This window comes from Neomelitea salexigens DSM 19753 (genome assembly GCF_000422345.1).
GTDB classification, from domain to species: domain Bacteria; phylum Pseudomonadota; class Gammaproteobacteria; order Pseudomonadales; family Spongiibacteraceae; genus Spongiibacter; species Spongiibacter marinus_A.
In genome coordinates this window covers 216,789-242,127 of the sequence record NZ_AULP01000003.1, presented here as the reverse complement: position 1 = coordinate 242,127, position 25,339 = coordinate 216,789, and the positions used below count along the sequence as shown (strand labels likewise).

At 55.3% G+C, this 25,339-nt stretch carries 26 protein-coding genes; 6 read left to right on the top strand and 20 right to left on the bottom strand.

Annotated elements, in window-relative coordinates; genetic code table 11:
- Positions 1-69: 69 nt before the first annotated feature.
- The 3 genes from H573_RS0107100 to H573_RS0107090 all read right to left on the bottom strand — a co-directional run bounded on the left by H573_RS0107100 (position 70) and on the right by H573_RS0107090 (position 4,128).
- Positions 70-408 (bottom strand): hypothetical protein, encoded by a 339-nt coding sequence (locus H573_RS0107100; RefSeq protein ID WP_154653854.1) that lies wholly within the window; start codon positions 406-408, stop codon positions 70-72.
- Positions 409-639: 231 nt separating this feature from the next.
- The gene (locus tag H573_RS0107095; RefSeq protein ID WP_051171080.1) at positions 640-2,781 is read right to left on the bottom strand and encodes an acetyl-CoA hydrolase/transferase C-terminal domain-containing protein; all 2,142 of its coding nucleotides are present in this window, start codon (positions 2,779-2,781) and stop codon (positions 640-642) included.
- 66 nt (positions 2,782-2,847) lie between these two features.
- Positions 2,848-4,128, bottom strand: a complete 1,281-nt coding sequence (locus tag H573_RS0107090; RefSeq protein WP_027873661.1) for an NAD(P)/FAD-dependent oxidoreductase — start codon at positions 4,126-4,128, stop codon at positions 2,848-2,850.
- A 106-nt stretch (positions 4,129-4,234) separates the two neighbouring features.
- Between H573_RS0107090 and H573_RS0107085 the strand changes: the two genes are divergently transcribed.
- Entirely contained in the window at positions 4,235-4,639 is a 405-nt protein-coding gene (locus tag H573_RS0107085) for a PilZ domain-containing protein (protein ID WP_027873660.1), read from the top strand.
- Positions 4,640-4,664: 25 nt separating this feature from the next.
- Here the strand turns inward: H573_RS0107085 and H573_RS0107080 are convergent, their stop codons facing one another.
- The 3 genes from H573_RS0107080 to H573_RS0107070 are packed head-to-tail and all read right to left on the bottom strand — an operon-like array spanning position 4,665 to position 5,994.
- Positions 4,665-5,102 carry a DUF2721 domain-containing protein gene (locus H573_RS0107080; protein WP_027873659.1) on the bottom strand — a complete coding sequence of 146 codons (438 nt, stop codon included), beginning with the start codon at positions 5,100-5,102 and terminating at the stop codon, positions 4,665-4,667.
- Between the two features lie 39 nt (positions 5,103-5,141).
- Complete coding sequence (locus H573_RS0107075) at positions 5,142-5,507, bottom strand: Rieske (2Fe-2S) protein (RefSeq protein ID WP_027873658.1); 366 nt, start codon at positions 5,505-5,507, stop codon at positions 5,142-5,144.
- Positions 5,508-5,532: 25 nt separating this feature from the next.
- Positions 5,533-5,994 carry an Lrp/AsnC family transcriptional regulator gene (locus H573_RS0107070; protein ID WP_027873657.1) on the bottom strand — a complete coding sequence of 154 codons (462 nt, stop codon included), beginning with the start codon at positions 5,992-5,994 and terminating at the stop codon, positions 5,533-5,535.
- A 295-nt stretch (positions 5,995-6,289) separates the two neighbouring features.
- Between H573_RS0107070 and leuA the strand changes: the two genes are divergently transcribed.
- A complete protein-coding gene (gene leuA / locus H573_RS0107065) occupies positions 6,290-7,969 on the top strand; it encodes a 2-isopropylmalate synthase (protein ID WP_027873656.1) in 1,680 nt (559 codons plus the stop codon).
- 113 nt (positions 7,970-8,082) lie between these two features.
- Here leuA and H573_RS18925 read toward each other — a convergent pair whose 3' ends face one another.
- Positions 8,083-8,688, bottom strand: a complete 606-nt coding sequence (locus H573_RS18925) for a TetR/AcrR family transcriptional regulator (protein WP_051171079.1) — start codon at positions 8,686-8,688, stop codon at positions 8,083-8,085.
- Between the two features lie 90 nt (positions 8,689-8,778).
- Here H573_RS18925 and H573_RS0107055 point away from each other — a divergent pair, with 90 nt between their 5' ends.
- On the top strand, positions 8,779-10,269 hold the full coding sequence (locus tag H573_RS0107055; protein ID WP_027873655.1) for an FAD-dependent oxidoreductase: 1,491 nt from the start codon (positions 8,779-8,781) through the stop codon (positions 10,267-10,269).
- Here the strand turns inward: H573_RS0107055 and H573_RS18920 are convergent.
- Both H573_RS18920 and H573_RS0107045 read right to left on the bottom strand, forming a co-directional pair.
- On the bottom strand, positions 10,258-10,869 hold the full coding sequence (locus tag H573_RS18920) for a TetR/AcrR family transcriptional regulator (protein ID WP_027873654.1): 612 nt from the start codon (positions 10,867-10,869) through the stop codon (positions 10,258-10,260). The two genes, H573_RS0107055 and H573_RS18920, sit on opposite strands and share 12 nt — an antisense overlap.
- A 56-nt stretch (positions 10,870-10,925) precedes the next feature.
- Positions 10,926-12,380, bottom strand: a complete 1,455-nt coding sequence (locus tag H573_RS0107045) for a cytochrome P450 (RefSeq protein ID WP_084497967.1) — start codon at positions 12,378-12,380, stop codon at positions 10,926-10,928.
- Positions 12,381-12,476: 96 nt separating this feature from the next.
- Between H573_RS0107045 and H573_RS0107040 the strand changes: the two genes are divergently transcribed.
- On the top strand, positions 12,477-12,836 hold the full coding sequence (locus tag H573_RS0107040; protein WP_027873652.1) for a nuclear transport factor 2 family protein: 360 nt from the start codon (positions 12,477-12,479) through the stop codon (positions 12,834-12,836).
- Between the two features lie 4 nt (positions 12,837-12,840).
- On the opposite strand, the gene H573_RS17355 is transcribed toward H573_RS0107040, so the two are convergent.
- The 11 genes from H573_RS17355 to H573_RS19730 form a co-directional block, all read right to left on the bottom strand.
- Entirely contained in the window at positions 12,841-13,848 is a 1,008-nt protein-coding gene (locus H573_RS17355; protein WP_036256000.1) for a HupE/UreJ family protein, read from the bottom strand.
- On the bottom strand, positions 13,845-14,789 hold the full coding sequence (locus H573_RS18915; protein ID WP_051171077.1) for a peptidyl-prolyl cis-trans isomerase: 945 nt from the start codon (positions 14,787-14,789) through the stop codon (positions 13,845-13,847). The genes H573_RS17355 and H573_RS18915 overlap by 4 nt, the downstream gene beginning before the upstream one ends.
- Positions 14,786-15,280, bottom strand: a complete 495-nt coding sequence (locus H573_RS18910) for a thioesterase family protein (protein ID WP_051171076.1) — start codon at positions 15,278-15,280, stop codon at positions 14,786-14,788. The genes H573_RS18915 and H573_RS18910 overlap by 4 nt, the downstream gene beginning before the upstream one ends.
- A 51-nt stretch (positions 15,281-15,331) precedes the next feature.
- On the bottom strand, positions 15,332-16,102 hold the full coding sequence (locus tag H573_RS0107020; protein WP_027873651.1) for an enoyl-CoA hydratase-related protein: 771 nt from the start codon (positions 16,100-16,102) through the stop codon (positions 15,332-15,334).
- Positions 16,103-16,118: 16 nt separating this feature from the next.
- Positions 16,119-16,790 carry a nitroreductase gene (locus H573_RS0107015; RefSeq protein ID WP_027873650.1) on the bottom strand — a complete coding sequence of 224 codons (672 nt, stop codon included), beginning with the start codon at positions 16,788-16,790 and terminating at the stop codon, positions 16,119-16,121.
- Positions 16,791-16,802: 12 nt separating this feature from the next.
- Positions 16,803-17,942 (bottom strand): CaiB/BaiF CoA transferase family protein, encoded by a 1,140-nt coding sequence (locus tag H573_RS0107010; RefSeq protein WP_027873649.1) that lies wholly within the window; start codon positions 17,940-17,942, stop codon positions 16,803-16,805.
- An 88-nt stretch (positions 17,943-18,030) separates the two neighbouring features.
- Complete coding sequence (locus H573_RS0107005; protein ID WP_027873648.1) at positions 18,031-18,852, bottom strand: crotonase/enoyl-CoA hydratase family protein; 822 nt, start codon at positions 18,850-18,852, stop codon at positions 18,031-18,033.
- Between the two features lie 104 nt (positions 18,853-18,956).
- Positions 18,957-20,588, bottom strand: a complete 1,632-nt coding sequence (locus tag H573_RS0107000; protein WP_234701845.1) for an acyl-CoA synthetase — start codon at positions 20,586-20,588, stop codon at positions 18,957-18,959.
- A gap of 203 nt (positions 20,589-20,791) precedes the next feature.
- Complete coding sequence (locus H573_RS0106995; protein WP_027873646.1) at positions 20,792-21,955, bottom strand: thiolase domain-containing protein; 1,164 nt, start codon at positions 21,953-21,955, stop codon at positions 20,792-20,794.
- The gene (locus H573_RS0106990; RefSeq protein ID WP_027873645.1) at positions 21,955-23,013 is read right to left on the bottom strand and encodes a thiolase domain-containing protein; all 1,059 of its coding nucleotides are present in this window, start codon (positions 23,011-23,013) and stop codon (positions 21,955-21,957) included. The genes H573_RS0106995 and H573_RS0106990 overlap by 1 nt, the downstream gene beginning before the upstream one ends.
- 1 nt (position 23,014) lies before the next feature.
- Positions 23,015-23,992, bottom strand: coding sequence for a Zn-ribbon domain-containing OB-fold protein (locus H573_RS19730; RefSeq protein WP_051171075.1), 978 nt, complete (start codon positions 23,990-23,992; stop codon positions 23,015-23,017).
- A 209-nt stretch (positions 23,993-24,201) separates the two neighbouring features.
- Here H573_RS19730 and H573_RS0106980 point away from each other — a divergent pair, with 209 nt between their 5' ends.
- Both H573_RS0106980 and H573_RS0106975 read left to right on the top strand, forming a co-directional pair.
- Complete coding sequence (locus H573_RS0106980) at positions 24,202-24,615, top strand: YbaN family protein (protein WP_027873643.1); 414 nt, start codon at positions 24,202-24,204, stop codon at positions 24,613-24,615.
- Complete coding sequence (locus H573_RS0106975) at positions 24,616-25,329, top strand: ZIP family metal transporter (RefSeq protein WP_027873642.1); 714 nt, start codon at positions 24,616-24,618, stop codon at positions 25,327-25,329.
- Positions 25,330-25,339 lie beyond the last annotated feature (10 nt).

Sequence of the window (25,339 nt, the reverse complement as noted above, 5' to 3'; positions counted from 1 at the left end):
CTGCAAATATGCAGCGCTTTTTTTTGTCTGGCGAAAACTACCGCAACAGGGCGGCGACAAGGCAGGCTCTCAATAACTGACTTGCGACACCTGGATGCGCCAGTCACCGGCTTCGTCACAAGGGTTCGCCACCTCTTCAACCTCCCCCGGTTCAACATCAAAGGCCTGTACACTCAGCGGCCGTACCGCATCTTCTCGCGTGTAACTGAAAACCCCTGACACTCTACTCTCACACTGGTTTTGTACGAGGAAGCGCGTGGACACCTTGTCGCGCATGTAATAGGCGCAACTGGAGGCTTTCGAGGCGGAATTATGGGTTTCAACTGTCCAGTTCAAGCACTGCTCAGGTTCCGCGCCATAACACCACGCCGACACGCTCAAACACCCAATCAATACTTTCGTTGCCATTACTGCCTTCATACGTCACCTATTGCTTTTCGCTGGGCCGTCGCAAACAAGAACTTATGTCGCGGCGTGCAATTCAGTAGCCTTCACACTAGCGAAAACAGGCGGCGACAGCAGCAGGCATTTTCCCCTACCCCACTATCGCTAACGACTATATTTAGCCTCATTATCAATAACTTGCGGAGCTCAATGACCAACAAACCAATTGTTCAAAATGTGAGCAGAGCCACAAATTCAATCGTCAACTGCCAGCAATAGTCGCCGCAAAAGGCGCTGTTTTAGCCCGCTTACCTGCTTCAGCGCGAGCAACTCTAACAGTTCATCTGAGGCACTATCTATCGGCGTTGACTGCAACAATGTGCGACATCGCTGCAAGGCACTCATCTTCTTTACCTTGAGAAGCCGTTTAGCCGCTCGCAGCTCAACATCACTAAAATCGCAGCCCAGTGGGTACGGCGGACACAGCCCCTGCTCTGCCGCACGGGCAATGATTGTCTGAATGCGCTGCGGCGTGTTGCTGCGCTGCGACTCAGGCAATACAAAATCAGCGGGGAGCTTACCCGCTTGCTGCGCATAGCGGATCAACTCAGGCTGGAATCGACTATCGGCAATGGCAATAAGCGCCTCGGCTACCTCGCGATCTGACTTGCCCCGCAAATCGGCAACACCGTACTCGGTAACAATAAGGTCCCGCAGGTGACGCGGAATCGTGCAGGCACCGTAGTGCGGCACAATATTCGACTCCGGGCCGGAAGCGCCCTGACGATGCGAGCGGATCATCAGCACAGAGCGCCCCGTTTGAAGTTGGTGGGCCATCGCGACGAAATTGTATTGCCCGCCAACACCGGAAATAACCTGGCCACTCTCCAAAGTATCGGAGGCGACGGCGCCGTTTAAGCTCACATTCAACCCTGTGTTGATAAAGCGTGCATCGCGCCGCTGCGCACGGAATAGCCGTGGGTTCAGATCGAGTTGATTGATCTTATCGACACCGCACATCGCAAGCTGTCGGCGGCGCTCCTCTGGTAGCGCGCGCAATCGAGCGTAAAAGTCTTCACTGCCCAGAAAGAAGCCCCCATGCAATACTTTTCCATTGCGCAACGCCCTTCCCAGACAGTGTTCGGCGATAAACCGCTGACTCGACGGGTTCGCCATATTCGCCGCGCAGGATTCACCACTTGCCGCGATCAGGCGGCCCTCGCGATAGCGGCAGTCATCCCGGAAAAAACCGTGGTACTGCAATACCTCAAAGTCCTTACCGCGCAGCTCTCGCACACCGACGTCTGCCATGGCGGTCAAACAGTCCGCCTGTAAATTGTCGGGCTGGCAACGCCCCTCGTTAATCAGCTGCTGCAACGCCCAGAAGTCGTATACTTCGCGGCGCAAAATGTCGCTGTCGAACAGCGAAAGAAAGCCCTCCACAAACATCTCAGTGGCGCCGTAAAGGCCGTATTCAAACGGTAAACGCCCACCTACTTCATTGCTGAGCGCGGCGCTAACACCCAATTGCTTTAGCAGTTGCTGATAGCTGTCATTGCGCTGATCCCTTAGCATTAGCGACTGCACAATCGCATCACCCATACTGCCAATGCCCAGTTGAAGCGTTCCACCATCTTTAACCAAGCTGCTGGCGATGAGACCAATTGCGTAGTCGGCAGCGGGAACCGGCTGCAAACGCGGCACCGCAAACAAGCCGTGCTGCTGGCTGTCATTGTTCAACAGATAGTCAAAGTGCTGTTCACTGACTTCGGCATCGCCAACCATAAAGGGCAGCTCGTCGTGCACCACACCAATAGCGACAAATGGCTCTGCCTTTGCGCGCAATCGCTCTAGCAATGCATTGGAGGTATCTGGGTTGCAACTCATACTCAGCCGGCCATCGGCATGCCGGGCGAGCAACTGCATGACCACGTTGCAACCGCGGTCACTGATATCACGAGCCGCATGGGTATAGTTGCTACTTACATAGTTTTGTTGCGCTATCGGGTTACCAAGGCGGGCGCCAGCCTTAAAATAAAACTCGTGTACCTGCACATTCGCCGGCAGCTCTCCGCGACGTTCAGCAGTGGTATACAACGGCTCGCGGTAGCGGCGAAACAGGCGTTCAAATACCGGTGTTAATAAACGCCCGCGTATCGGATCGTGCTCTTGCGGACGCTCCAGGGTGAGCGCTGTCATCACCGTAAGGGAAAGCTCAGGGTGCTTGCAGGCTTGTTGGTAAAACGCATCTACCAGAGCAACGGGCTTGCCCAAGCCCAGCGGCAGCGCCAGCGTTAATGAATTACCCAAGCGCTGGCGCACCTGCTCAACGCATTGCGCCTCTGAGTGCAACCACTGCGCCTTACGAGCAGTGGTCTGCTCATGTTGTCCGTCCACTACTGCCTCCTGCTTATCGTATGTCCTCCTTTTTAGCACCCCGAAGCAGCAGCGGCCAGCGCTACGTCAATGTAGTTTTAAGCGCGGGCGCCACAGTTTATTAAAACGCCCAGCGAGCAGCAGCATCGCCGTACGGATCCAGCCATAAAGGGCAACTTGATGCATCCGGTACAAACTGATGTACATCATTCGCGCCAGCCAGCCCTCAACAAACACCGAGCCGCCACGCAAACTTCCCATCAAGCTCCCTACCGCGGTGTAGTTGGAGAGCGATACCAAGGAGCCATGATCGCGGTAAGTAAAGGGTTTTAGCGCCTCACCGGCAATTTGGCGCTGTAAGTTCCTGGAAAGGTGTTTAGCCATTTGCTGGGCAGACTGCGCGCGGGGAGGCACAAATTTGTTTTCCGACATCTCACAGGCGCAACAGTCCCCAATGGCAAAGATACTAGGATCCTCTGTCTGCAAGGTCGACGAAACCATCAGCTGGTTGATGCGATTGTGCGCTAACCCGAGCTCCGCCAAAAAGGATGGTGCCTTGATGCCGGCCGCCCAAACCCGGATGTCCGCATCAATGCGCTGATCATCGGCGGTAACAAAGCCTGCGGCATCGGCGCTTTTTACCTTGGTATTCAGGTGAACATTCACCCCCATTTTCTCCAGCTCAGATTTCACCGTCGCCGCCAGTTCCGGCTTAAGCACCGGCAACAGGCTGGGGCCTGCCTCGATAACATCCACCCTCAGGCGACTGCGATCCAGCTGTTCATGTCCGTAAAGTTTCAACAAGGCAACGGCGTGATGAATCTCTGCAGCTAACTCAACGCCTGTTGCGCCGCCGCCGACAATGGCGATAGAAAGTGGCTCGGCGCGATGGTTGGCGCGCAAACACAGATCGAGAAAACGGTCGTGAAAACGGTCAGCCTGCGCGCGGCTGTCCAGGAACAGGCAATGATCGCGCACACCAGGTGTGTTGAAATCGTTCCCGCGACTGCCCACTGCCAACACGAGATAGTCGTAGTCCAGTCGTCGTTCGGGCAACACTTCCTCGCCCGCTGCATTGCAATGCGGCGCCAACACCAACTGTTTGTTCTCCCTGTCCACGCTTTGCATCTTGCCCAAGGCAAATTGGTAGTGGTTACGCCGGGCATGGGCCCGATAATCCACCGCGTCCAAGTCTGCATCAATCGCGCCCGTGGCCACCTCATGGAAGCGGGGTTTCCAAATATGGCTGGCAGAATTATCCACCAGTGTGATTTCTGCCCGGCCGCGACGCCCCAGCTTTTTACCCAGGCTACTTGCCAGCGGCAGGCCTCCGGCGCCACCTCCCACAATAACGATTTTGTCGGCCATAGATCTTCTCCAAATAGTAAAAGTAAATAAATTCTGTAAAACGCTGTAGCACGCTGCCTGATACGGTTTCTGCTATGCTCATGCTCAGAGATAAAGGGAACACGCAATGAGCGAACAAAAGCCGCCTAGCGAGCGACGGTACTTCCGGGTGCCCTACCCAGACAATGAACAGCCCCCCTTTCAAGCGGACTCCGGTCAGCGCTACTCGGTTATTGATGTCTCAGAAAAGGGGCTAAAAATCGCGGCAGTCAATGAGCCCGACTTAGCTATCTCCACCCGGCTTAGCGGCGTCATTATTTTTCATGACGGAAAAACGCTGGAAGCTGAAGGCGTGGCTATTCGGCAAGACAGTGACGGTTTGGCAATTGCCCTCGACAAAAGCCTGGATGTTGGGCAGCTATTTCGCGAACAAACCTATATTCGCAAGCACTACCCAGTATTTATGCTGCAGAAAGTCAGCAAACAACACCAGGTGCCGCGGACCGAAACTCCCGACGACAAAGACGCTTAAGCAACGGTTAAAAGCGGTGGCGTCACTACGGCCCGTTGAGGATCACTTTCATTGCCATTTGAATCTCTCGCAAGAAACTCAAAAGCGAAACAATAAGAAACAACATTGCCAGCACAAACAGCGCAACGACAAACATGCCGCTATTCCATTTGCCCACTGCACTGATAAACAGCGTCGCAATGACCGTACACACCAGCAGGGCACTTACCGTGCCGTAGCCAATAGCGCGATTGACCACTCGAGCGCGCTTGGTGAGCACGACCAACTCAGCGTGTATTGTCTCAGATTTTTCCGACCCAACCATCTCAAGCCTGGCGTGCAAATTGCGCGACCGATCAATAATCCTGGCTAAGCGATTGGTGAGTACATTTAATATTGCGCCGATGCCCGCCAGCAAAAATACCGGCGCAACCGCCTGCTGAATGGCATGGGTAATCGGGACAACGGAAATATCTACCGCCATTGCTATCTCAAGCCCTTACACAAAAAACCACAACATACCTTACCCGCGCAGATATACCGCACCATCAACACACTCGATATCAAAGGTATGTAAATCTTGCGGGGCTTTACCCAATGCAATCAGCTTATGACTCCATTTAGGCAGCTCTGCCCCAAAGAAAGAGTGCGTCCAATCCAAGTTCTCACCACTGAGTAAATCAAAGCGGCTACCGTGAAAAGGACAGGTAACGGCGCCGTCACAAATCTCTCCTTTCGCTAGCGGCAAGCCCAGGTGTGGGCAGCGGTTTTCGACAGCGGCGATCTGCCCGTTCACACGGGTTAGCAATACCTTTTTGCCATCGACTTCCCGCTTGAGAAATTCCCCGTCCTTCACCTCTTCAAGTGAAGCAATAAACTGACCGCCCATATCGTCATCCCTTCGTCATTTTACGCTAAATAGGTAGCGCCGTTTTACTGATTGGCGACTTCATTACAAAGCTCGAGTGTACGCCGCTTACGCCTTCTATTCGAGTAATCTGTTCCAGCAACAGGGCCTGAAACCCGTCCATATCTTCGACAATCACTTTTAGCAAGTAGTCCGCATCCTGGCCGGTAATCAGGTGGCACTCCAATACTTCGTCGCAATTGGCCACCTTCTTCTCAAAATTTTCAAAGCGCTCAGGCGTGTGCTTGTCCATGCTGATATGGATGAAGGCCATCAACTTCAGTTGCAGTTGGCGGGCATTGAGCAGCGCCCGGTAGCCTTCGATTAAGCCACTTTCTTCCAAACGCCGCACCCGCCGCAAACAAGGCGACGGTGACAAGCCAATATGATCAGCCAACTCCTGGTTACTCAGGCGTGCGTCATTCTGCAAGGCACTCAAAATTGCCCTGTCATAGCGATCTATATTCATAAAAACCACCAAACAACAATTAATAGCAATATTATTCCAAAATACAATTAATAATAGCAATTAAATAGAAATTTCACCCCAAATTAACCAACACTTCGCAATCGCCTGCTCAGCCGTTTTCCCTACACTGTTCCCCGTAGCCCAACTACAGGAAGTTACCCCTTCCACCCTCACCGAACGAGCCGCAACACCCCGCGACTCCGACGCGTTAAAAGGCCCACAAGGCTGAAAAAAAAGCCCGCTACCCGCGGGCTAAAAAACAATTATGAGGCCAAGCCTCACGACAGGAACTGATATGACTTTTGACCACAGCAAATACCGCCCCACCCCCACCATCGCCTTAGATGATCGACAGTGGCCAAGCCGCGTTATCGACCGCGCCCCCGATTGGTGTTCAGTCGATCTGCGCGATGGCAACCAAGCCCTGGTTGAGCCGATGACCGTGCAACAAAAGCTGCGTATGTGGGACTTGCTGGTCAAGCTCGGTTTTAAAGAAATTGAAGTTGGCTTTCCCTCTGCGTCCCAGCCCGACTTCGACTTTGTGCGCGCCTTGATAGAGGAGCAACGTATACCTGACGACGTCACCATCCAAATTTTGGTGCAAGCGCGCGAAAGCTTGATTGCTCGCAGTTTCGAAGCATTGGAGGGTGCCAAACGCGCCATTGTCCATGTTTACAACTCCACCAGCCCCGTGCAGCGCCAGCGGGTATTTGGTCTCGACAAAGCGGGCATTACTGCCATCGCCGTTCAAGGGGCAAAGTGGGTTCGGGAATACGCTGAGCGCTACCCGCAAACCCAGTGGACGTTTCAATACTCACCCGAGAGCTTTAGCAGTACTGAAGTCGACTACGCCGTTGAGGTCTGCGATGCGGTTATCGCTCAGTGGCGCGACAGTGGTAAACCTCTCATCGTCAACTTGCCCGCCACCGTAGAATGCGCCACTCCCAATGTATTCGCCGACCAAGTCGAGTACTTCTGCCGCCACAGTCAGTACCGCGCAGACTACCGGGTATCGATTCATACTCACAATGACCGCGGCTGCGGGGTTGCGGCTGCCGAACTGGCATTGATGGCGGGCGCCGACCGCATTGAGGGCACCTTGCTTGGCAATGGCGAGCGCACCGGCAATATGGATATCGTCACCATGGCGATGAATCTGTATAGCCAGGGCATTGACCCCAAGCTGAACCTCTCCGATATGGATGAAATCATCTCGGTGGTTGAGCACTGCACAGCCATTCCCTTGCACCCCCGTCATCCTTACGCCGGTGAGTTGGTGTTCACGGCGTTCTCAGGTAGCCATCAAGATGCAATAAAAAAATGCCTCGCCCAGCAGGACAAAGATGCTAAGTGGGACGTTGCCTACTTGCCTATTGATCCGGCTGACTTGGGTCGCAACTACGAGGCAGTGATACGGATTAATAGCCAGTCCGGCAAAGGCGGCGTCGCTTGGGTGCTTGAGAACGACTACGGCCTGCACATGCCGCGCTGGCTGCAAATTGACGCCAGCCGTAAAGTACAAGCCGAAGCCGAGGCCCAATCGGGAGAGCTCAGTGCTGCCGAGATCTGGTCGGTCTTCGCCGCCAGCTACCTTCAGCCTGAGGGGCAGCAGTCACTTCAGAATTTCTCCATTAGTCAGGACAATGCCAGCCACCATGGTCACGATCGGCTAAAACTGGTTACCCATATCAACGGCCAAGCGGTTTCCCTGGAAGGTGAAGGCGATGGCGCGATCAGTGCATTGACCGATGCCTGGCAACAGCGCTATGGCGACGCCGTGGAAGTTATCGACTACAGCGAGCACGCCTTGAAATCAGGCACCGCATCGGAAGCGATCGCCTACGTATTGCTGAGCATTAACAAACAGCGCTATATCGGCGTCGCGGTGAACAACGATGTCGTCAGCGCATCACTGCAGGCCGTGATCAAAGCTGCGGAACAGAGTCAATATACTACGCAGAGAAAAGCCAGCTGAGACCGAGACAGCCCCCTATCTCTGCCAGATAAATAAAAGGGAGGATCGCTTTCGTGCCCGCATGTCCCAACCGGGGCATGCGACAACATCAATACGATATGACAGCAAATTATCTAAGGCGCCATCAAGCCAGCTACCAAAAACTGCTGCAATTCATCAAACAACATGGCCATATCGTCCGCCACCTCATCACCGCCAAAGGGGCTGGGGAAGTGTACGCAAGACAATGTATTGAGCATCGCTTCCACCGCGAAGCCATAGCGGAGTCGGCACTGCAGCAATGACAGATCTGGGCGCTGTTGCGCGAGCATGGCAATCAGCGCATTGGCTGGCGAAAGGAATTCATCCAGCAAGGGAACCTCTTCCGACTGCTCGGCATACACCCTGGCAATCACTCTGGCATACTGCCGCCCCGCGATGGGGTCTTCCGACAACACCTCGCGCAGCGGCGCAAGTAAGGCCCGAACAATATCGTCGATGGTGACCTTGGGCGCAGTGGCCAATTGTTGTAGCTGCCCTTCTCGTTCGGCCTTGGGCCGCATGCGGCTGCGAAGCACCGCGTCGATCAACGCCCCCTTATTTTTAAAGTGATAGTGAACGGCCGCGGCACTCAGGCCCGCCGCCTCATTGACCTCCCGCAGCGACACCGACAGGCCGCGCTCGGCAAACAGCTCGGTGGCAACAGCAATTATGTGATTTCGTGAGGACGGCTTAGCCATGGGGGCGCTCTTTTGACTCGACACTAATACTTATCAAATGATAAGTTAAAATTATCGACGTCACAAACAACAATAATGAGGCCCTGAAAGATGGCTGCGAACGCCCGCATACGCCCGATTGAATCTGTTACTCACTTTGATATCGCCACCGATGTGCTAATTTGCGGCTACGGCGGCGCTGGCGCTGCCGCGGCCCTAGAGGCTGCCGCGGCCGGCGCGAAAGTCTGTATTATTGAGCGCGCCAGCGCCGGTGGCGGTGCCACCGCGTTATCCAGCTGCGAGATGTATCTCGGCGGCAGTGGCGGCACCGCGCTGCAGAAAGACCTGGGCATACACGACAGTACTGAAAACCTACTGGCCTACCTACACGAAGCCCTGGGCCCCTACGGCGACAGCGAAAAAATTCGCTGTTACGCCGAGGGCGCGGCCGCTCACTTCGACTGGGTAGAGTCACTGGGTGTTAGCTATAAGCGTGCGGTAATGCATGAGCGCACCGTGGTGCCACTCAGCGACGAATCGCTGCTGTTTACCGGCAATGAAAAATCTTATCCCTTCAACACCATCGCTGAGCCAGTGCCGCGTGGCCACGTCCCCTCAAAGGAAGGTGACGAAGGCGGCAAAATTTTTATGGATGCAATTATGCAGCGCGTTGACGAAGCGGGAGTGGACGTTGTTAACGACTGCCGGGCACTGGCACTGCTGGCGGACAATACTGGGCGAATCTGTGGCGTTATCGCAAAACACAATAACCGCGAAATCGCGATCCGCGCTGTGCGCGGGGTGGTGTTGACCACCGGTGGCTTTGTTATGAATGAGGCGATGACCCGCCAATACCTGCCAGAGATTCATCAATACGCGGTGCCCTACGGCAATAGCTATGATATGGGTGACGGTATCCAGCTGGGGCTCGCGGCGGGTGGCCAAGCCATCAATATGGATCAGGCCTTCATGTCGTTCCCACTCTACCCACCCGCTAAGCTTACCTACGGCCTGCTGCTCAACCAGCGTGGCCAGCGTTACATCAATGAAGATGCCTACCTTGCCCAGTTAGCGCATTACTCCTGCCAGCAGCCTGAGCAAAAATTCTATTTACTTGTGCAGGAAGAGGACTACGAGGCCTCACATTACCTGGAGCGTGCACCGCTGATCGCCAGCGGTAACAGCATCGCTGAGCTGGCATCAGAAGCGCCCTTCCCCCCGGGCGCACTGGAAGATACTGTCGACTATTTTAACCGGCATGCCAGTGAAGGGCGCGACCCGCTCTTCCACAAAACTTCCGAATGGCTCAAGCCGCTCAATAAACCGCCCTACGCCCTGCTGGAGTATTCCGCCAGTGAAATGCGCGCAATCATTATGCCGGGCACCAATGGCCCGCTAATCTTTACGCTTGGCGGCTTAAAAACACGCTGTAATGGCGAAGTACTCGATGCCGACAACCACGCGATCCCTGGCCTCTTCGCCGCAGGCCGTGCAACCGCTGGCCTGCCGCGCACAGCCAAGGGATACGCCAGCGGGATGTCGGTGGGCGATGCGACATTCTTCGGTCGACTCGCGGGCAGGCAGGCGGCACTAAGCCAATAATAATTGGTGGCGAACCCCCTCAATCAACAGGGGTAAGGATACGTCGATGGGCTCTTGGGCAACCGCATTTGCCAAGCCTGTATAGATCTCCGGCGGCAGTGCCTCAGGCGTCGCCGCCGCACCCTCGCCCTGTTGCCAATGGCTGGCATGCAGAGAGGCCCGCATACACACGGCGCCGACCACGAGCTGAATAGTCGCCATATAGACCCTCACCGAGGCATCCGTCGCCAATCCACTTTCCGCCAGCTTGGCGGCAAAGCGTTCTGTCACCCGGAGCGCGTTGCCGCCAAGGCGCAGTTTTCCCAGCCAGGGTACCCAAGACATTTCGCTACACAGCGCCTGGTACATGCCCCGCGCGCTCACAGTCAGCCATTCATCCCAGGGCAATTGGTCATCGGGCAGCACCTCCGCGCGAGCGATAAATTCCTCAAAGGCTGCACCCAGCAACTCATCTTTATTCGCAAAATGCTTGTACATCGCCATTGCGGAAACCCCCAGCTGACTGGCAACGCGGCGCATCGATAATTTCTCAACGCCAACATCGGCAATCACATCCAGGGCAGCATCCACAAAACGCTGGCGGTTCAAACTGCCACTCATATCACCTCGACTTATCTTATTTTTAGCCGGCACGACTATTTTTTTTGCCGACACAACTATGCCGCTCCGGCATGTTCACGACGCTCAGCTCCTCCACCACCGTCAGCGAACCCGCGCTTTGCGCTAAAGCGGATCGGCAAGCACTGCAATGTGCGTGCAAACATCGACGCCACATAGGGGGAAGGTCCCGCCAAGGATAGATTTTCGGTGCGCAGCAGAAACTCACGCAATACGATACGAATTTCCGTGCGCGCCAGCTCGCGACCAATGCAGGCGTGTATACCGTGGCCAAATGTCAGGTGTTTTTTTCCGTTGCTGCGGTCAAGACGAATGTCATCGGGCGCCGTGAATACACGCTCGTCGCGATTCCCCGCCGCCCACATTAGAAACACCCTGCTGTCGGCGGGCAAGTTTACACCGTGCAATTGCGTCGCGCTCTTGGTCCAACGAAAATGCCCCTGAAAGGCCGCTTCAAGGCGAAATACCTCTTCGATAAAAACCGGCAGCAAGCCATCCAAATCCTCGCGCAGCTGCGCCTGGATGTCGGGGTTTTCAATTAACAATTTCAGCGCATTTCCCATACTGGTCGCAGAAGAGTCCGACCCGGCGATCAGCAACTGCATAATTGCGGAAACCGCGGTGTGCTCAGCCATCACCGCATCATCGCCCGTGGCCGCCTGCACAAACACCGCGCTAAGGTCATCGCGTGGCCGTCGCTTGGCCAGTATAAATTGCCGCCAGCAATAGCGATAAAACACCACCAGCTCCGCCTGACTGCGGGCTAGTGCCGCCCCCTGAGCGATACCGCTTTGTGTGGCAATACCGTGTACACACCAGTCTTTTATTTTTTCATAGTCTGCTTCGGGAAAGCCCAGCATGCGAATGATCAGTCGCATGGGCAAACGCCAGGCGAAGTCGCGCATAAACTCAAGTTCGCCCCTGTCGATGACCGCATCCATCATTTCCCGACAAAGCGCCGTCACCTCGTCTTCCATGGCCTTGACCACCCGCGCATTTAAACCGCGATGCCCGACCTTGCGCTCGGCCGTATGGGCCGGCGGATCAGACAGCGCCAACACATCACTGGGTATCACTCCCATCATTTCAAGGGCGCGCAACTTCGCCGCCTCGCGCTCGACACTGTGTCCAGGCTTAAGCCCTGCAATCACGCCCTGATGAGTAGACGAAAAAACATCGGTGTTCCGGCTCACCTCAACAATATCTTGATAGCGGGATAGGCAGTAAATGCCATTGGGCAACTGGTAAACCGGGTAGTCGTCGCGCAGCATTTTGTAAAAGGCATAGGGGTTTTGAAAATAGGCGTCTTCCAGTGGCCGAAAATCTCCCGGTCGCCTCGGCTCCCCAACGCTGATATTTCCCGGGGCGGTCTCGGCGTCCTGGCTTTCAACTCGCTGTGTACCACGGGTATAGCGTCGCGCCGACAAACGCATTCCCCGTTCAATGAGGTGAGAAAGTAAACGACGGCGACTGTGGTAAAACGGACGATTCATAGCAGAGCCTCAGCAAGCTTCATTGCAGGTACTGGTAAAACTACCCGAGCGAGCTTACACTGTAAACCTCAAAATAATAACGGCGAGACTCAACCAATGAGTGACAAGAATCAGCAAATAATCGACCAGTTTATGCAGGCGTGGAACCAGCGAAATCTCGAACAGATCATGGGTTTCTTTCACGAGAACGCCGAATACTGCAACATCCCTATGGGACCGCCACACGTTGGCAAAGCCGCCATACGCGAGTTTATTGAGGGCTTTCTCAACAGTCTGGAAGACATTGAATTTATTGTGCACCACCAGCTTTGTGATGAAGCAAATGGTGTTGTCATGAACGAGCGCACAGACCGAGGCAAGGCCATTGATCTACCTGTTATGGGGGTATTTTTATTGCGCGACGGGTTAATTCAGCAGTGGCGGGACTACTTTGATATGGCGCCCTTCAGTAGCTGAGTGTTCACAGGGCGGCGCGGCTAAGCTCTGCCGCAAGGCTAACGCCGCGATCCAGGCACCAGAATACCGATATCGCGCCCATGCTGTATATCAGCGCATAGCGCAATGGCGGCTCCCAGCGCGAAACCGAGCGCAGAGCTGCCAGCACCGCGGCCAGCGCGGCAACAAAGACCAGCTGCCCGAGCTCAATGCCAATATTAAAGGCCAGCACCGCCTTGAGTAGGTGACCGCTGGGCAAGCCCAGTTCCGCCAATACGCCGGCAAAGCCCAGCCCGTGAACCAAACCAAACAGCAGCGCCATGGGCCAGGGGTGGCGGCGCAAAATACCGCCGGCAGGGCCAGATGCCGGGCGGCTCAATTCCAGGGCCAACAGTAAAATCGTTGCCGCGATAGCCAGCTCCACCAAGGCTGGCCAATGCGGCAACAGGTCGACGCTCACCAGCACCAAGGTGATACTGTGCCCGACCGTAAACGCGGTAATGGTCAGCAGCAACAGGCGCCATGTGCTAACCAGTAACAGCAGCCCCGCCACAAACAATAAATGATCCAAACCAATTAAGATGTGGCTGAACCCCAGGCCCAAATACTGTGTAAAGACGCCACCCTGTGAAGCTTTTTCAGCAAACTCAAAGCGCGGAGCGTCCGCCGTTAGGAGCGTTTCGAATAGCTCACCGCGTTCATTCTGAACACGCAATAATGCCGTTGTACGGCTCTGCTGCAAGCCAGTGATAGCGATGCTCTGCCCAGGCAAGGGGCTTGAACAGCGCAGTTTCCAGCGCCACTCCAGGGCCGTTCCCTGAGGCGAAATATCCGGCGAAGAAGCTGAACAAGCAGCAGGAAACTGCGGCTGCGGCGGCCGCTGTGCATCGGCTGGCGTGCGAAACAGCACCTGATATTCAGCGTTGCCTAACGCGCGAAATTCCAGTAACGACGGCGCTAATTTATGTGCCCAGCTCGCCCCAGCAAACAGCAGTAGTCCCGCCAGGAGGGGTAGGCGCCAAAATACGTTCATGGGCTGCGTACTCGGTAACGTTGACGTAATTGCTGTAAGAAACCTTGGAGATTGTTCGCGCGCTGCTGTTGTAAAAGCTCTTCGCGCAGCTGCGACTTAACGCTGGCAAATGCGCGCTCAGTAGCAGGATGAAAGCCCGTTATCTTAACCAGATGTAAACCATACGCCGAGGCAACGGGCCCCTGCCAAAGCGAAGACTGCAACTGCGCTGCTGAGTGCTGCTGCATCCACTGGGAAAAAGACTCACCAAAACTGCGCTCCAGGTGGTATGCGGAGACTTGAGACATCTCAGAGCCGAGCAGAAAGCTATCTCCCTGTGAGAGAGCCGCTGATTCACTAAGCCCCCCACTACGTAGCTGTTGGAGTAGGTCTTCGGCCCGCTGTTGCATATCTCGTTTGTCTGCGCTGATGAAAACATGGCGGAAGCTATAACTCGGTTCACCACTCCAGCGTGCTATATCGGCCTCATAAGCAGCCCTCAGCTGGGCTTCCGTTGGTGCTGTTAGCGGTGCGGAAGCGCTGCCGAGTGCTTCCATGCGCTGTATTAAACGGCGCCGAATCACTTCGTCACCGCGATGGAGCTCCAGGGACAACGCCGTATTCATCTGTTGCTCAGCGCTGCCGTCCATCCCCAGGAAAGCCGCGTTGCGCAGTAGCCGTTGTTTGACGATAGGGTCAGTTAGATGCAGTTCTCGGCGCAGTGCTTCGCTAAACAGTATGCGCTGGTCGATTTCATGTTGACGCAGCGCCGCTTGCTGCACCGAGGTGAGCGGTCGTCCCTGCAGTGTTTCAACTTGCGCGGCAGCATTGGTCAAAAACGCCGCATCGGGCGCCGTAATCTGATAAGCGGCATATTGCAGCCGCCACTGCTCTACCGCATACAACAAGCAGCCCAGTACAAGAAAATGTATCAGCGGGCGCCGATACCACGACTTGATCATTCGCCATCCAACCAGGTATTTAGCGGCGGCCGCAATTGACTACCAATATTTAGCGGCAGCGGCAGCGCCAAATTTTCACGTACTTGCTCACGCAAGAAGCGCTGCAGCGATTCGGGCATGTCTGCTGAGCGGCGCGCGTGTAAGTCGATATGAATGTCCACCTGCTCAGATGTGGCGCTGCGGCATTGCCGGCTGCAGTTATACAGTTCGTGGAAAAAATGCAGACGCTTATTATCGACCGCCAGCAGCCAACACCGCACCTCCAGCTGGTCGCCCAACCCGGCCTCACGCTCATAGCGCATATGGCTTTCCAGCACGGCTTTGCCACATCGGGCCCGGTCGACATACTCCTCATTAAAACCCAGCCACTCACTGTGAGCGGCGTGCGCCTCGTAGATCACCAAGCCAAAGTGCGTCGCATTCATATGGCCGTTTACATCGATCCATTCGGGCTTCACCGCTCCGCGATAACCAATATAGGGCTGATTCATATTCACTCCCTGGGCCCAATCAAATACTGGCAACCCTAATATCTAAGAGAGTTATGCCTTGCGAAACTGGGAAAAATCCGGTGCGCGCTTTTCCATAATCGCTACGACGGCTTCAATATTTTCGGGCTTACCCGCCAGTTTCGCCATGCCTGCTTGTTCAGCATCAATGGCGGCATGAATGGCTGCTCGATGCACACGACGCATCAAATCTTTCGTCTCACGCAGTGAACTGACCGGCCACTTCGCAATTTCTCTTGCCTTCTCCATAGCCCGCTCCAGCAGTTCGTCATCGCTGTAAGCCGCCGTGGCAATACCCAATTCTACTGCGCGCTCAGCCCCCAGCCACTCAGAGGTATACATCAGTTCTGCTGCTTTACGGGCACCGATGACGGCCTGAAGCTGATAGCTACTGCCCCACTCCGGCACCAAACCCAAGGCCGTAAAAGGAAAACGCAAACGCAGGGATTCGCCCACATACACAACATCGGTATGCAGCAGTAAGGTCGCACCGCCACCTATCGCCACACCCTTGGCCGCGCTCACAATAGGCTTGTTAAAGTCGACAAGACGTCGCGCGCAGCGCTCGAAAGGGTGCTCACCATCCGCCTCTGAAAAATCGTTTAGATCTACGCCGCTGGAAAAGTCACGGCCCGCTCCGGTCACAACCACACAGGCAACTGCCGGATTTTCATCGGCGGCTTCCAGCGCCTCGCCAAAGGCCAGCCATTGCTCATTGCTGAACGCATTTTTTTTCTCTGGTCGATTCAAAGTCAGCAGCAGCACACCGTGCTCATCTAGTTTCTGAAGTACTGTATCGCTCATATTCATCTCGCTCTATTCAGGAAAAGAACCGCAGGCAATTGTCTGAGGTGTCGCGCTGGGTTCGGCAATTATTCACTGCGGCATCGGTGTCTTCCTCGCCGAAGGAGATACCAAATAGCAGTTTATTTTCTGCGTCTATTCCCAGTACCTCTCGCACTAGGTCGGCATTAAAGCTCAGCGCCGTTTGCGGACAACTGGCCAGGCCTTCTGCTGCCAGGGCCAGCATCAGGCTTTGGGCATACATGCCGCAATCGGCTGCTTCGCGTAAACCAAAGGACTCGGGCAGGAAAATAAATGCCACGTGGGGCGCACCAAAAAACGTAAAGTTTTGCATGAATTGTTCATTGCGCCCGGCTTTATCCTCGCGAGCAATCCCCATCGCGCTGTATAGGTCAGCCGCTGCCTGGTATTGGCGTTCCTTATACACCCCCTGGTATTGACCATCGTAGGGAAAGTCCATGGTCCACTGCCCGGCGGTAAATGCCTGCGGAATCGCGGTTCTGAGCACTTCCAATCGCTCGCCACTGACCACCGCGCACAACCACGGTTGCGTATTACAGTTCGACGGCGCTTGCTGTGCAGCGCGAAAAATATTCTGTAAGCGCGCCTCGGCTATCGGCTGCGAGCGAAATGCGCGAACCGACCGCCTGCGCTTTAGCACATCGTAAAAAGCTTGTGCGTGATTCATTCTCTCTCCCTATCAGTCTGTACTCACCGCATTACCCGCTATTAGCGACTCGATCTTTTCCGTATCGAAACCCAACTCCTGCAGTAGCTCTCGGCTTTGGGCGCCACTCACCGCCGGGCCACTTTGTATTTCACCTGGAGTGCGGGACAACCTCGGCGCGACGCCAGTTTGAATCACGCCATCGCGCTCAACAAGATTCCCACGCACGGCGTTATGTGGATGGTCGATCGCCTCATCCAACGGCACAACCGGCGCTACGCAAGCATCAGTGCCGTCGAAGATAGTGCACCATTGCGCTAGGGTCTTTTCCTTAACGCGCGCAGCGATTTGCTCACGCTGGCGCGGCCAATCGGCTTTGTTCAACTGCACGCTGTAGTCTGTGCCACCAAAATCAATATCCAGTTTGTCCAGCAACAACGCATAAAATTGTGGCTCGATTGCGCCGAAGGAAATATAGCGCCCGTCTTTACACTCATAATTGCGGTAAAACGGCGCGCCGCCATCAAGCATGTTGTGCTCTCGCTGGGCATCCCAGAAGTCGATCGCTCTGAGGCCATGAAGGGTAGTCATTAACGACGCCGCGCCGTCGCAAATTGCCGCATCGATAACCTGCCCTCTCCCTGATTGACTCCGCTCATGCAGCGCCGCCAACATACCCATCACCAGGAACAGCGAGCCGCCACCCAGATCGCCCGCCACGTTCAGGGGCACCGGTGGTGGGCGGTCAGCATCGCCCATACTTGCCAACATGCCACTCAAGGCGATGTAATTAATATCGTGGCCGGCGGTTTTAGCCAGCGGCCCGTCTTGCCCCCAACCCGTCATGCGGCCGAATATCAGCCTCTCATTTGACTGACAACACACCTCGGGGCCGAGGCCTAGCTTTTCCATTACACCGGGTCGAAAGCCTTCAACGAGCATGTCGGCACTGTCGATCAGCTGACGGGCAATCGCGAGTCCGTCTTCTGATTTGAGGTTTAGGGCTATCGAGCGCCGGCCACGGGTACTGATATCACCCGGCTGGCCCAGTGCGCCGCTGCGGTCAATTCGGATCACCTCAGCGCCCAGATCAGATAACAGCATACAGGCATAGGGCCCGGGGCCAATGCCCGCCATCTCGATAACTCTCACGCCGTTTAGTGGCCCAGACATAGCCTCATCCTTCTTAGTGGGGTAATTATTGGTATTGAGAAGTGGGTCGCGAGGCAGCGGCGGAAACATCGTCCACCGCCGCGTCGGGCTATTCGCCGGTGAATTCGGCGGGACGTTTTTCTTTGAAGGCGCGCATGCCTTCTTTGGCATCCTTGGAGGCAAACACCGGGCCTGCCAGCTCATCGGACTTCAACATAGCGTCGTCTTCTGCCAGGTGCTCGGTGTGCTCACGCAATGAACGCGTCACTGCTTTCACCGCCAGCGGGCCATTTGCACAGATTTTTTCGGCTATTTTCTTCGCTTCGTTCAAGGTCTCCCCCTTGGGTACGATGCGGTTAATCAAGCCAAATTCCAGCGCCTGCTGTGCACTAACGTGCTCGCCAAGCAGCAGAATTTCAGCGGCAATGCAGTAGGGAATTTGTTTGCGCAGACGTACGGTTGAGCCGGACATCGGATATAGGCCACGCGCCACTTCCGTCACACCAAAGATGGCATCCTCAGCCGCAACGCGAATGTCAGTACCCTGAAGAATTTCCGTTCCACCCGCTAGCGCATAACCTTCCACAGCAAGGATCAATGGCTTGCAGGGGCGGTTGTCACGCAGCAGTGCCTGCCAATGGATATTGGGCACTGTGGCCATCAATTCCATAAACTCTTCCGTGCTGCGCTGTTGGCCATCCGCTCCGGCCTTGAGGTCCATTCCCGCACAAAAGGTATCGCCGTTGGCTGTAAGAATAGCGCAGCGAAGATCGTCGTCTTCATCCAGCAAGCGCCACGCTTTATAGAGCCCCAACAGCATTTCAGGGCTGAACGCATTTTTTGCTTCCGGGCGGTTCAGGGTAACAATCAGTACGTGGCCGTCTTTCTCGACGATACAGTTTTCGGTACTGATAGGCAGTTCGGTAGGCATGATTGGCTCCATTCGCAATTCATTGTTATGAGAATAAGTGAAAAGCAGCGGCCATGAGTGCGGGCAGAGTGTGCCGGAGTAGCATCGCCACCCCGGCCCAAGGGTCAGGAAACCTGTCCCTCACCACTCAGCGCAAAGGCTTTTGCTGTTTTATAGTCGGGCTTGCCGCTGGGGGCGCGAGGAATTTCTGCAATGATATGTACCTCGCGTGGCACCTTGTAACCCGCCACGTGTTTGCGGCAATGCTCTTGAACATTCTTAAGGTCGAGGTCGACACCCTCGCGCGCCTGAATAACCGCACTCACGCGGCTACCCCAACGCTCGTCGGGAACACCAATAACCAGTGCATCGAAAACACCGTCGTGGGCCTTAAGCGCGTCTTCAACTTCTTCCGGGAAGATTTTCTCACCACCGCTGTTAATGCAGTTTGAGCCGCGACCGAAGACAGTAATTGAACCATCTTCTTCCAGCTTGGCGGCATCACCCGTCAACAACCAGGTTTTACCGTCCACCTCAACGAAGGTCTTGGCGGTTTTTTCAGGGTCATTGTAGTAGCCCATTGGGATGTAACCCGCGCGAGCAAAGATTCCGGTTTCGCCGAGCTCAGCGTGACGACGCGGTTGGTCTGGCTCGTCGATAATCACGTCCATGTAGTCGGTACGACTAACGTTGCCAAGTCCCGATGCCGTTTTCTTGCTGCCGTTATCCATGCCCATTTGGCCGCCTTCAGACGAACCAAACGCGTTGGTAACAAAGACATTGGGGAAATGCTTCTTGAAGGCTTCTTGCTTGGCTTCAGAGAAGATCGCACCGCCTGAACCAACGTTAAATACCGCCGACAAATCCCAGCGGTCGGGGTTCGCATCGAGTGCGTCCAGCAGGGGGATAGCCATGGCATCGCCAACGATCTGCACAGCGTTCACTTTTTCGTCCGCAACGATCTGCCATACCTCGGCACCGTCGAAGGAGCGATTGTGATTAAGCACCAGCTTGTTGCCCGCAAGCAGCTGGATACAGGCATACCACCACGATGCGCCATGCATCAACGGCGCCAGGGCGATACCGGTCAGCGGGTGCTCGCCGACACGCTCGGTAATATCTTCTGGCTTCTCACAGGGGCCGAGTGGCGAAAAGTGACCGCCGCCGCCCATCGCCGCAAAAAATACATTTTTATGCGGCCACATAACGCCCTTAGGCATGCCCGTAGTACCACCTGTGTAGAGCACAAAGTAGTCGTCATCGGCACGCTCAGCGAAATCGCGCTCGGCGCTCTGTCCTTCACAGGCCTGCGCGTAGTCGATAGACCCAATGCTGGCGATGTCTGCATCGCTACCGTCATCCACCGACACAAATACTTTAAGTTTCTTAGCCGCCGAACGGACTTCAGCAATATGCGGTGTAAACTCGCGGTGATGTACACAGGCAACCATGTCTGCATTATCAAAGATGTAAAGCAGCTCATCTTTCACATAGCGGTAGTTAACATTGATAGGCACCGCGCGAATTTTGAAGCAAGCCAGCATCGCTTCCAGATATTCGTTGCAGTTGTACATGTACAAGCCAACGTGGTCGCCGGCCTTCACCCCCTGACTGCTCAGGTAGTGGGCCATACGGTTGGCGCCAGCATCCAGCTCGGCGTAAGTCGCACGACTACTGCCACACACCAGCGCTTCACGGCTGGGTACTTTATCGGCAACGGCTTCAAACAAATCCGCAAGGTTAAAATGCATACTCATAGTGGGTCCCTGTTAGATCAACGCCGCCTCGATGGCGGCGTCAATTTGTTTAATTGTTATGTCTGCGATCACTCGCAGCGATGTATCGCAACCGTATCGCCGGGCAGGCCAGAACGGCGTTTAGCCCAACACAGTAACAAGGCCATTCTCACCCAGCCATCCTCCCAAGGGACGAGTTGAGGGGGATGGCTGATGACCATTTGTTAATGCTTTTCGCTGCTCACTACCCACATTGAGTAGAACTGGGCGCCGCCACCGTAGGCGTGACCCAATGCCGTCTTGGCACCGTCCACCTGATGGTCTCCCGCTTCACCGCGAACCTGCTGCGCAGCTTCGGCAAAGCGGATCATGCCCGAGGCACCAATCGGGTTCGACGACAGAACACCGCCGGAGCAGTTCCAGGGAATATCGCCGCCTTCCAGCAGGGAAGTGGCACCACTCATGGTGAGCTCCCAACCCTTACCTTCTTCGGCGAAACCGAGGTTCTCCAGCCACATGGGCTCATACCAAGAAAACGGCACGTAGACTTCGGCGCAATCCAGGTCCTTGCGAGGGTTATCGATGCCCGCTTGCTTGTACACATCCTTCGCACAATCGCGGCCCGCTTGCGGGTTAACCTGCTCACGACCCGCGTACATAGTTGGCTCGGAGCGCATTGCCGCGCCGCGAATCCACGCGGGCTTACCCGGTGACTGCTCAGCGAGATCTTCGTTGGCAATAACCATCGCGCAAGCGCCATCAGACGACGGGCAGGCCTCAAGAAAGCGCAGTGGCTCCCACAGCATGGGGCTGTCTTCGACCTCTTTCATTGTAATTTCTGGCAGCTGCAGGTGTGCCAGCGGGTTTTTGGCACCGTGCAGGCGATCTTTCACCGCGACTTTAATCCCCGCATCATAGGGGGCATTGGAGCGACGCATATACTCGCGAATGATCGGCGCAAAATAACCGCCAGCACCCGCATTCAAGTGTGGCGAAAACGGTTGTGGATTGGACAACGCCCACATGGCGTTGGACTCGGATTGCTTCTCAAAGGACACCGTGAGAATGCGTTTGAACACGCCGCTCTGCACATAGGATGCCGCCACGATAGCCGTGGAGCCCCCGACCGAGCCGGCGGTGTGCACGCGCAGCATTGGCTTGCCGTTACAACCCAGTGCATCAGTGAGATACAGCTCGGGCATGATCACGCCCTCGAACATGTCCGGCGCCTTGCCGAGGATCACAGCATCGATGTCATCCCAGGTTAGCTGGGCATCATTGAGCGCATTCTGCGCCGCTTCGCGAACCAAGCCCGCGATCGATACGTCGCCGCGCTTTGTTTTGTATTTGGTCTGACCGACGCCGACCACAGCAGCTAATTGAGCCATTATTGGGCCTCCAGTACAGTTACCAGGTTTTGTTGCAGACACGGCCCCGACGTTGCGTGTGCCACGCCGCGCTTGCCTTCACCGTTGATTAATCGCATGGCCACTTCACCGATGCGCGACAGGCCAGAGGCCATCATCACATTGCCCGCCAACACGCCGCCCGACGGGTTTACCTTGGTGTCATCGGATAAATTCAGCGCCCGGCGCAGGATGATTTCCTGGTGGCTGAACGGCGCATACAACTCGGCAATATCCACCGGCCCTTGCGCGACGCCAGCCGCCTCAGCCGCTTGTTTGGTAGAGATTGATTGCGTTAGATCGCGCGAGCCGATGTGGTGGGTCTCGATGCGGTGATCAATCCCCTTAATCACAGCATAGGGCTTACCCCATTCTTTAGCCTTCTCGACCGTGCAGATAATCATTGCACAGGCACCATCAGAGATTGGGCAGCAATCGTGACGACGCAGTGGAGATTCATATTCGGGCTCGGCGAGCAGCTCATCAACACTGACATCACCCTTAAGCTGAGCGTGGGGATTGTTGCTCGCGTTTTGGCGTGAGCGCGCAACGACCTCAGCCATCTCGGCTTCAGTAATCAAACCCTGCTCCAGCATCACCCGCGCCTGCATGGCAGCAAAGGCAATGGTGTCCACCCAAAGCGGCGCCAAGTAATAGGGGTCGAGCTGTTGAGAGAGTACGATCGGCAATTCGCCTGGCGACGACTTACCAAAGCCGTAAATCAGCGCCGACTCGGCCTGGCCCATTTGAATTTTTAGCCAAGACTCATAGAGCGCCCACGCGGCGTCCATCTCAACGTGAGACTCCTTAATGGGTGGCACGGCACCCAGCGCGTCAACACCCGCCACAAATGCGAAGGCTGCGCCCTGCTGGTAGTCGCAACTACCAGAGCAAGTGAAGTCAACATCCTGAGCACTGTTAATACCCGTCTGCTTGTAGACTTCCTGCAAGACCGGCATGATCAGCTCAACTTCGTTGCGCGCGCCGGCATCGCGTACACAATCAGACTGGGCAAAGGCTACAATAGCTACATCGCGCATCTTAACGGCCCCCTTTTTTCAATTTGCCAATTTCTTCCACCGGAACATCGGGCTCGTCGATGGGCTTGAAGTACTGGATATTTTCCATGGCATAGCCCCACTCTTCTTCGGGCTTCCACACGGCTTCAACCCGCATACCAATACGCACATCTTCGTTCTTACACTCACTAAGCAGGTGCAGGAAGCTGATATTGGCGCCGTCGAGCACCAGATTTGCAATCACGTAGGGCGGCTTGATCGGGTTGTTGGGAATGGGGATATACACGATAGTGAACGATTCGACGGTAGCCTTATTGGTTAATTCAACTTCGTCGGTTGTCGCCACACCACAGGCAGCACAGCTACCGCGTGGAGGAATATACACGTTTTCACAGGAGGGACAGCGCTGCCCTACCAGCTTACCTTTCTTGAGCTCAGCCAGATAACGTGCAGTCGCGCCACCTGCAGTGAAGTTGTAGGTCAGGTAGCTGGGAGAGTCGATACCCGTGATAGGCTCTTCTGCCTCATTTGTTTGGTAGTCTTCACTCAGCGTTGTCGCCTCGGGGACAAAGCCATTGATATCGGAGATTAAGCCCTGGGTTTTCTCTGCCCAGCGAGCTTTTACACGCATACCCGTAGACATCTGCGCCGCATCACCGGCATCCACCCAATGAAGCATGGGCGTATCAGCGCCATCGAGCTTAATCAACGCCCAGGCAAAGGGTTTGTCGCTGGGGTGCGCCTTACGCGGCTCACTGACCCAACTCCACGTTTGCACAACGCCGCAATCGGCAACATCCACAAACTCGCTCAGCGCTTGCGCACTCACTGGATCAAATTCGACCGGCGGCATAAGAACCTTGCCGTCGCTGCCTTTGATACCGACCATTTTCCGGTCGCGCAACGCTGTGAGAAACTGGCCCACAATAGGGCCGGTTGAACGGGTATAGGTATACCCCAATGTAAAGGCCTGACTTAAAATTTCAGCCGATGAAGACATCTCGTCTCTCCTTGGTAATGTACCCTGCACTGCAGCTACATAGGCCTTGTGGCCGGTAGTGCAATAGCAGGCCCAGATTTGGCTTGCCGAAGGAGTATCTCTGTGAGGCGTAAACCAGACAATGTCGCAGCTGATCACTATGCTGACAAAAACGATCAGCGCGCTAAAATGCCACAGACAACAAACCCAGAGGTCATCCGCCACTCAACATGAAGTCACCCTACGAGCACCGCAATCCCGTCATACGCTATAGCCTGATCGCTATAGGCTGGCTGTCATTTGTATTAGGAATGATCGGTTTATTGCTGCCCGTGGTACCGACATCGCCTTTTTTGATTCTCAGCGCCGCCTGCTTTCTTCGCAGCTCGCCCAAGTTCTATCACTGGCTAACTGAGCACCCCTGGTTCGGTGTATACATTCGCTATTACATTGAGGGGCAAGGCATTCCCAAAAAGATAAAGGCGCTGATAATCACCGTGCTGTGGATAATGATGTTAAGCAGCGCCTTTTTGATCGTGCGAATCCCCTGGGTAAGCGCCGTGTTGTGCAGCATCGCCGCGCTAGTCAGTATCTATATCCTGCGCCAGCCCACCCCGGATACTGAGCAGAGCGAGCCTGAATAAGTGTCTGACATCCTGCAAATCATGCTCTACGCTGGGCTGGCCGGCCTCGCCATTCCCATAGGCGGCCTGTTGGCACGCATTGAACACCTCGGCTCGGATTGGCTAGAGAACGAATTCCGCCACTTCGTTATCGCCTTTGGTGGCGGCATTTTACTGGGCGCGGTTAGCTTGGTTTTAGTGCCAGAGGGCCTGAAAGGTATGGACATACCAGCTCTGGCCATCACCACCATTGTGCTGGGTGGCCTGTGCTTTTTCGCCATTGAGAGAGCGATGGGCTTGCGGCGACGGGAATCACCACAATTAATGGGGATGATGCTCGACTATATCCCTGAAGCGATCGCCCTGGGCGGGCTAATGGCGAAGGGGTCACCGACGGCTGCACTGATGGCGCTGCTGATAGGATTGCAAAACCTGCCCGAGGGCTTTAACGCCTACCGCGAGCTCAATCAAATTAGCGCCAACGCGCGCCGAAGTTTGAGAATAATGTATGCCTTTGTGCCACTGGGGCCGATCGCAGGCCTACTCGGTTATCTGTTCCTGGGCGATGCTCCAGGCATCTTAGGTGGGATTATGCTGTTCGCTTCAGGCGGGATTTTGTACCTGATTTTTCAGGATATTGCACCGCAGTCGCGGCTAGACAAACACTGGGCACCGCCACTCGGGGCAGTTATGGGATTTTGCCTGGCGCTGGCAGGCACCATGCTTAGCCATTAACACTGGGCGC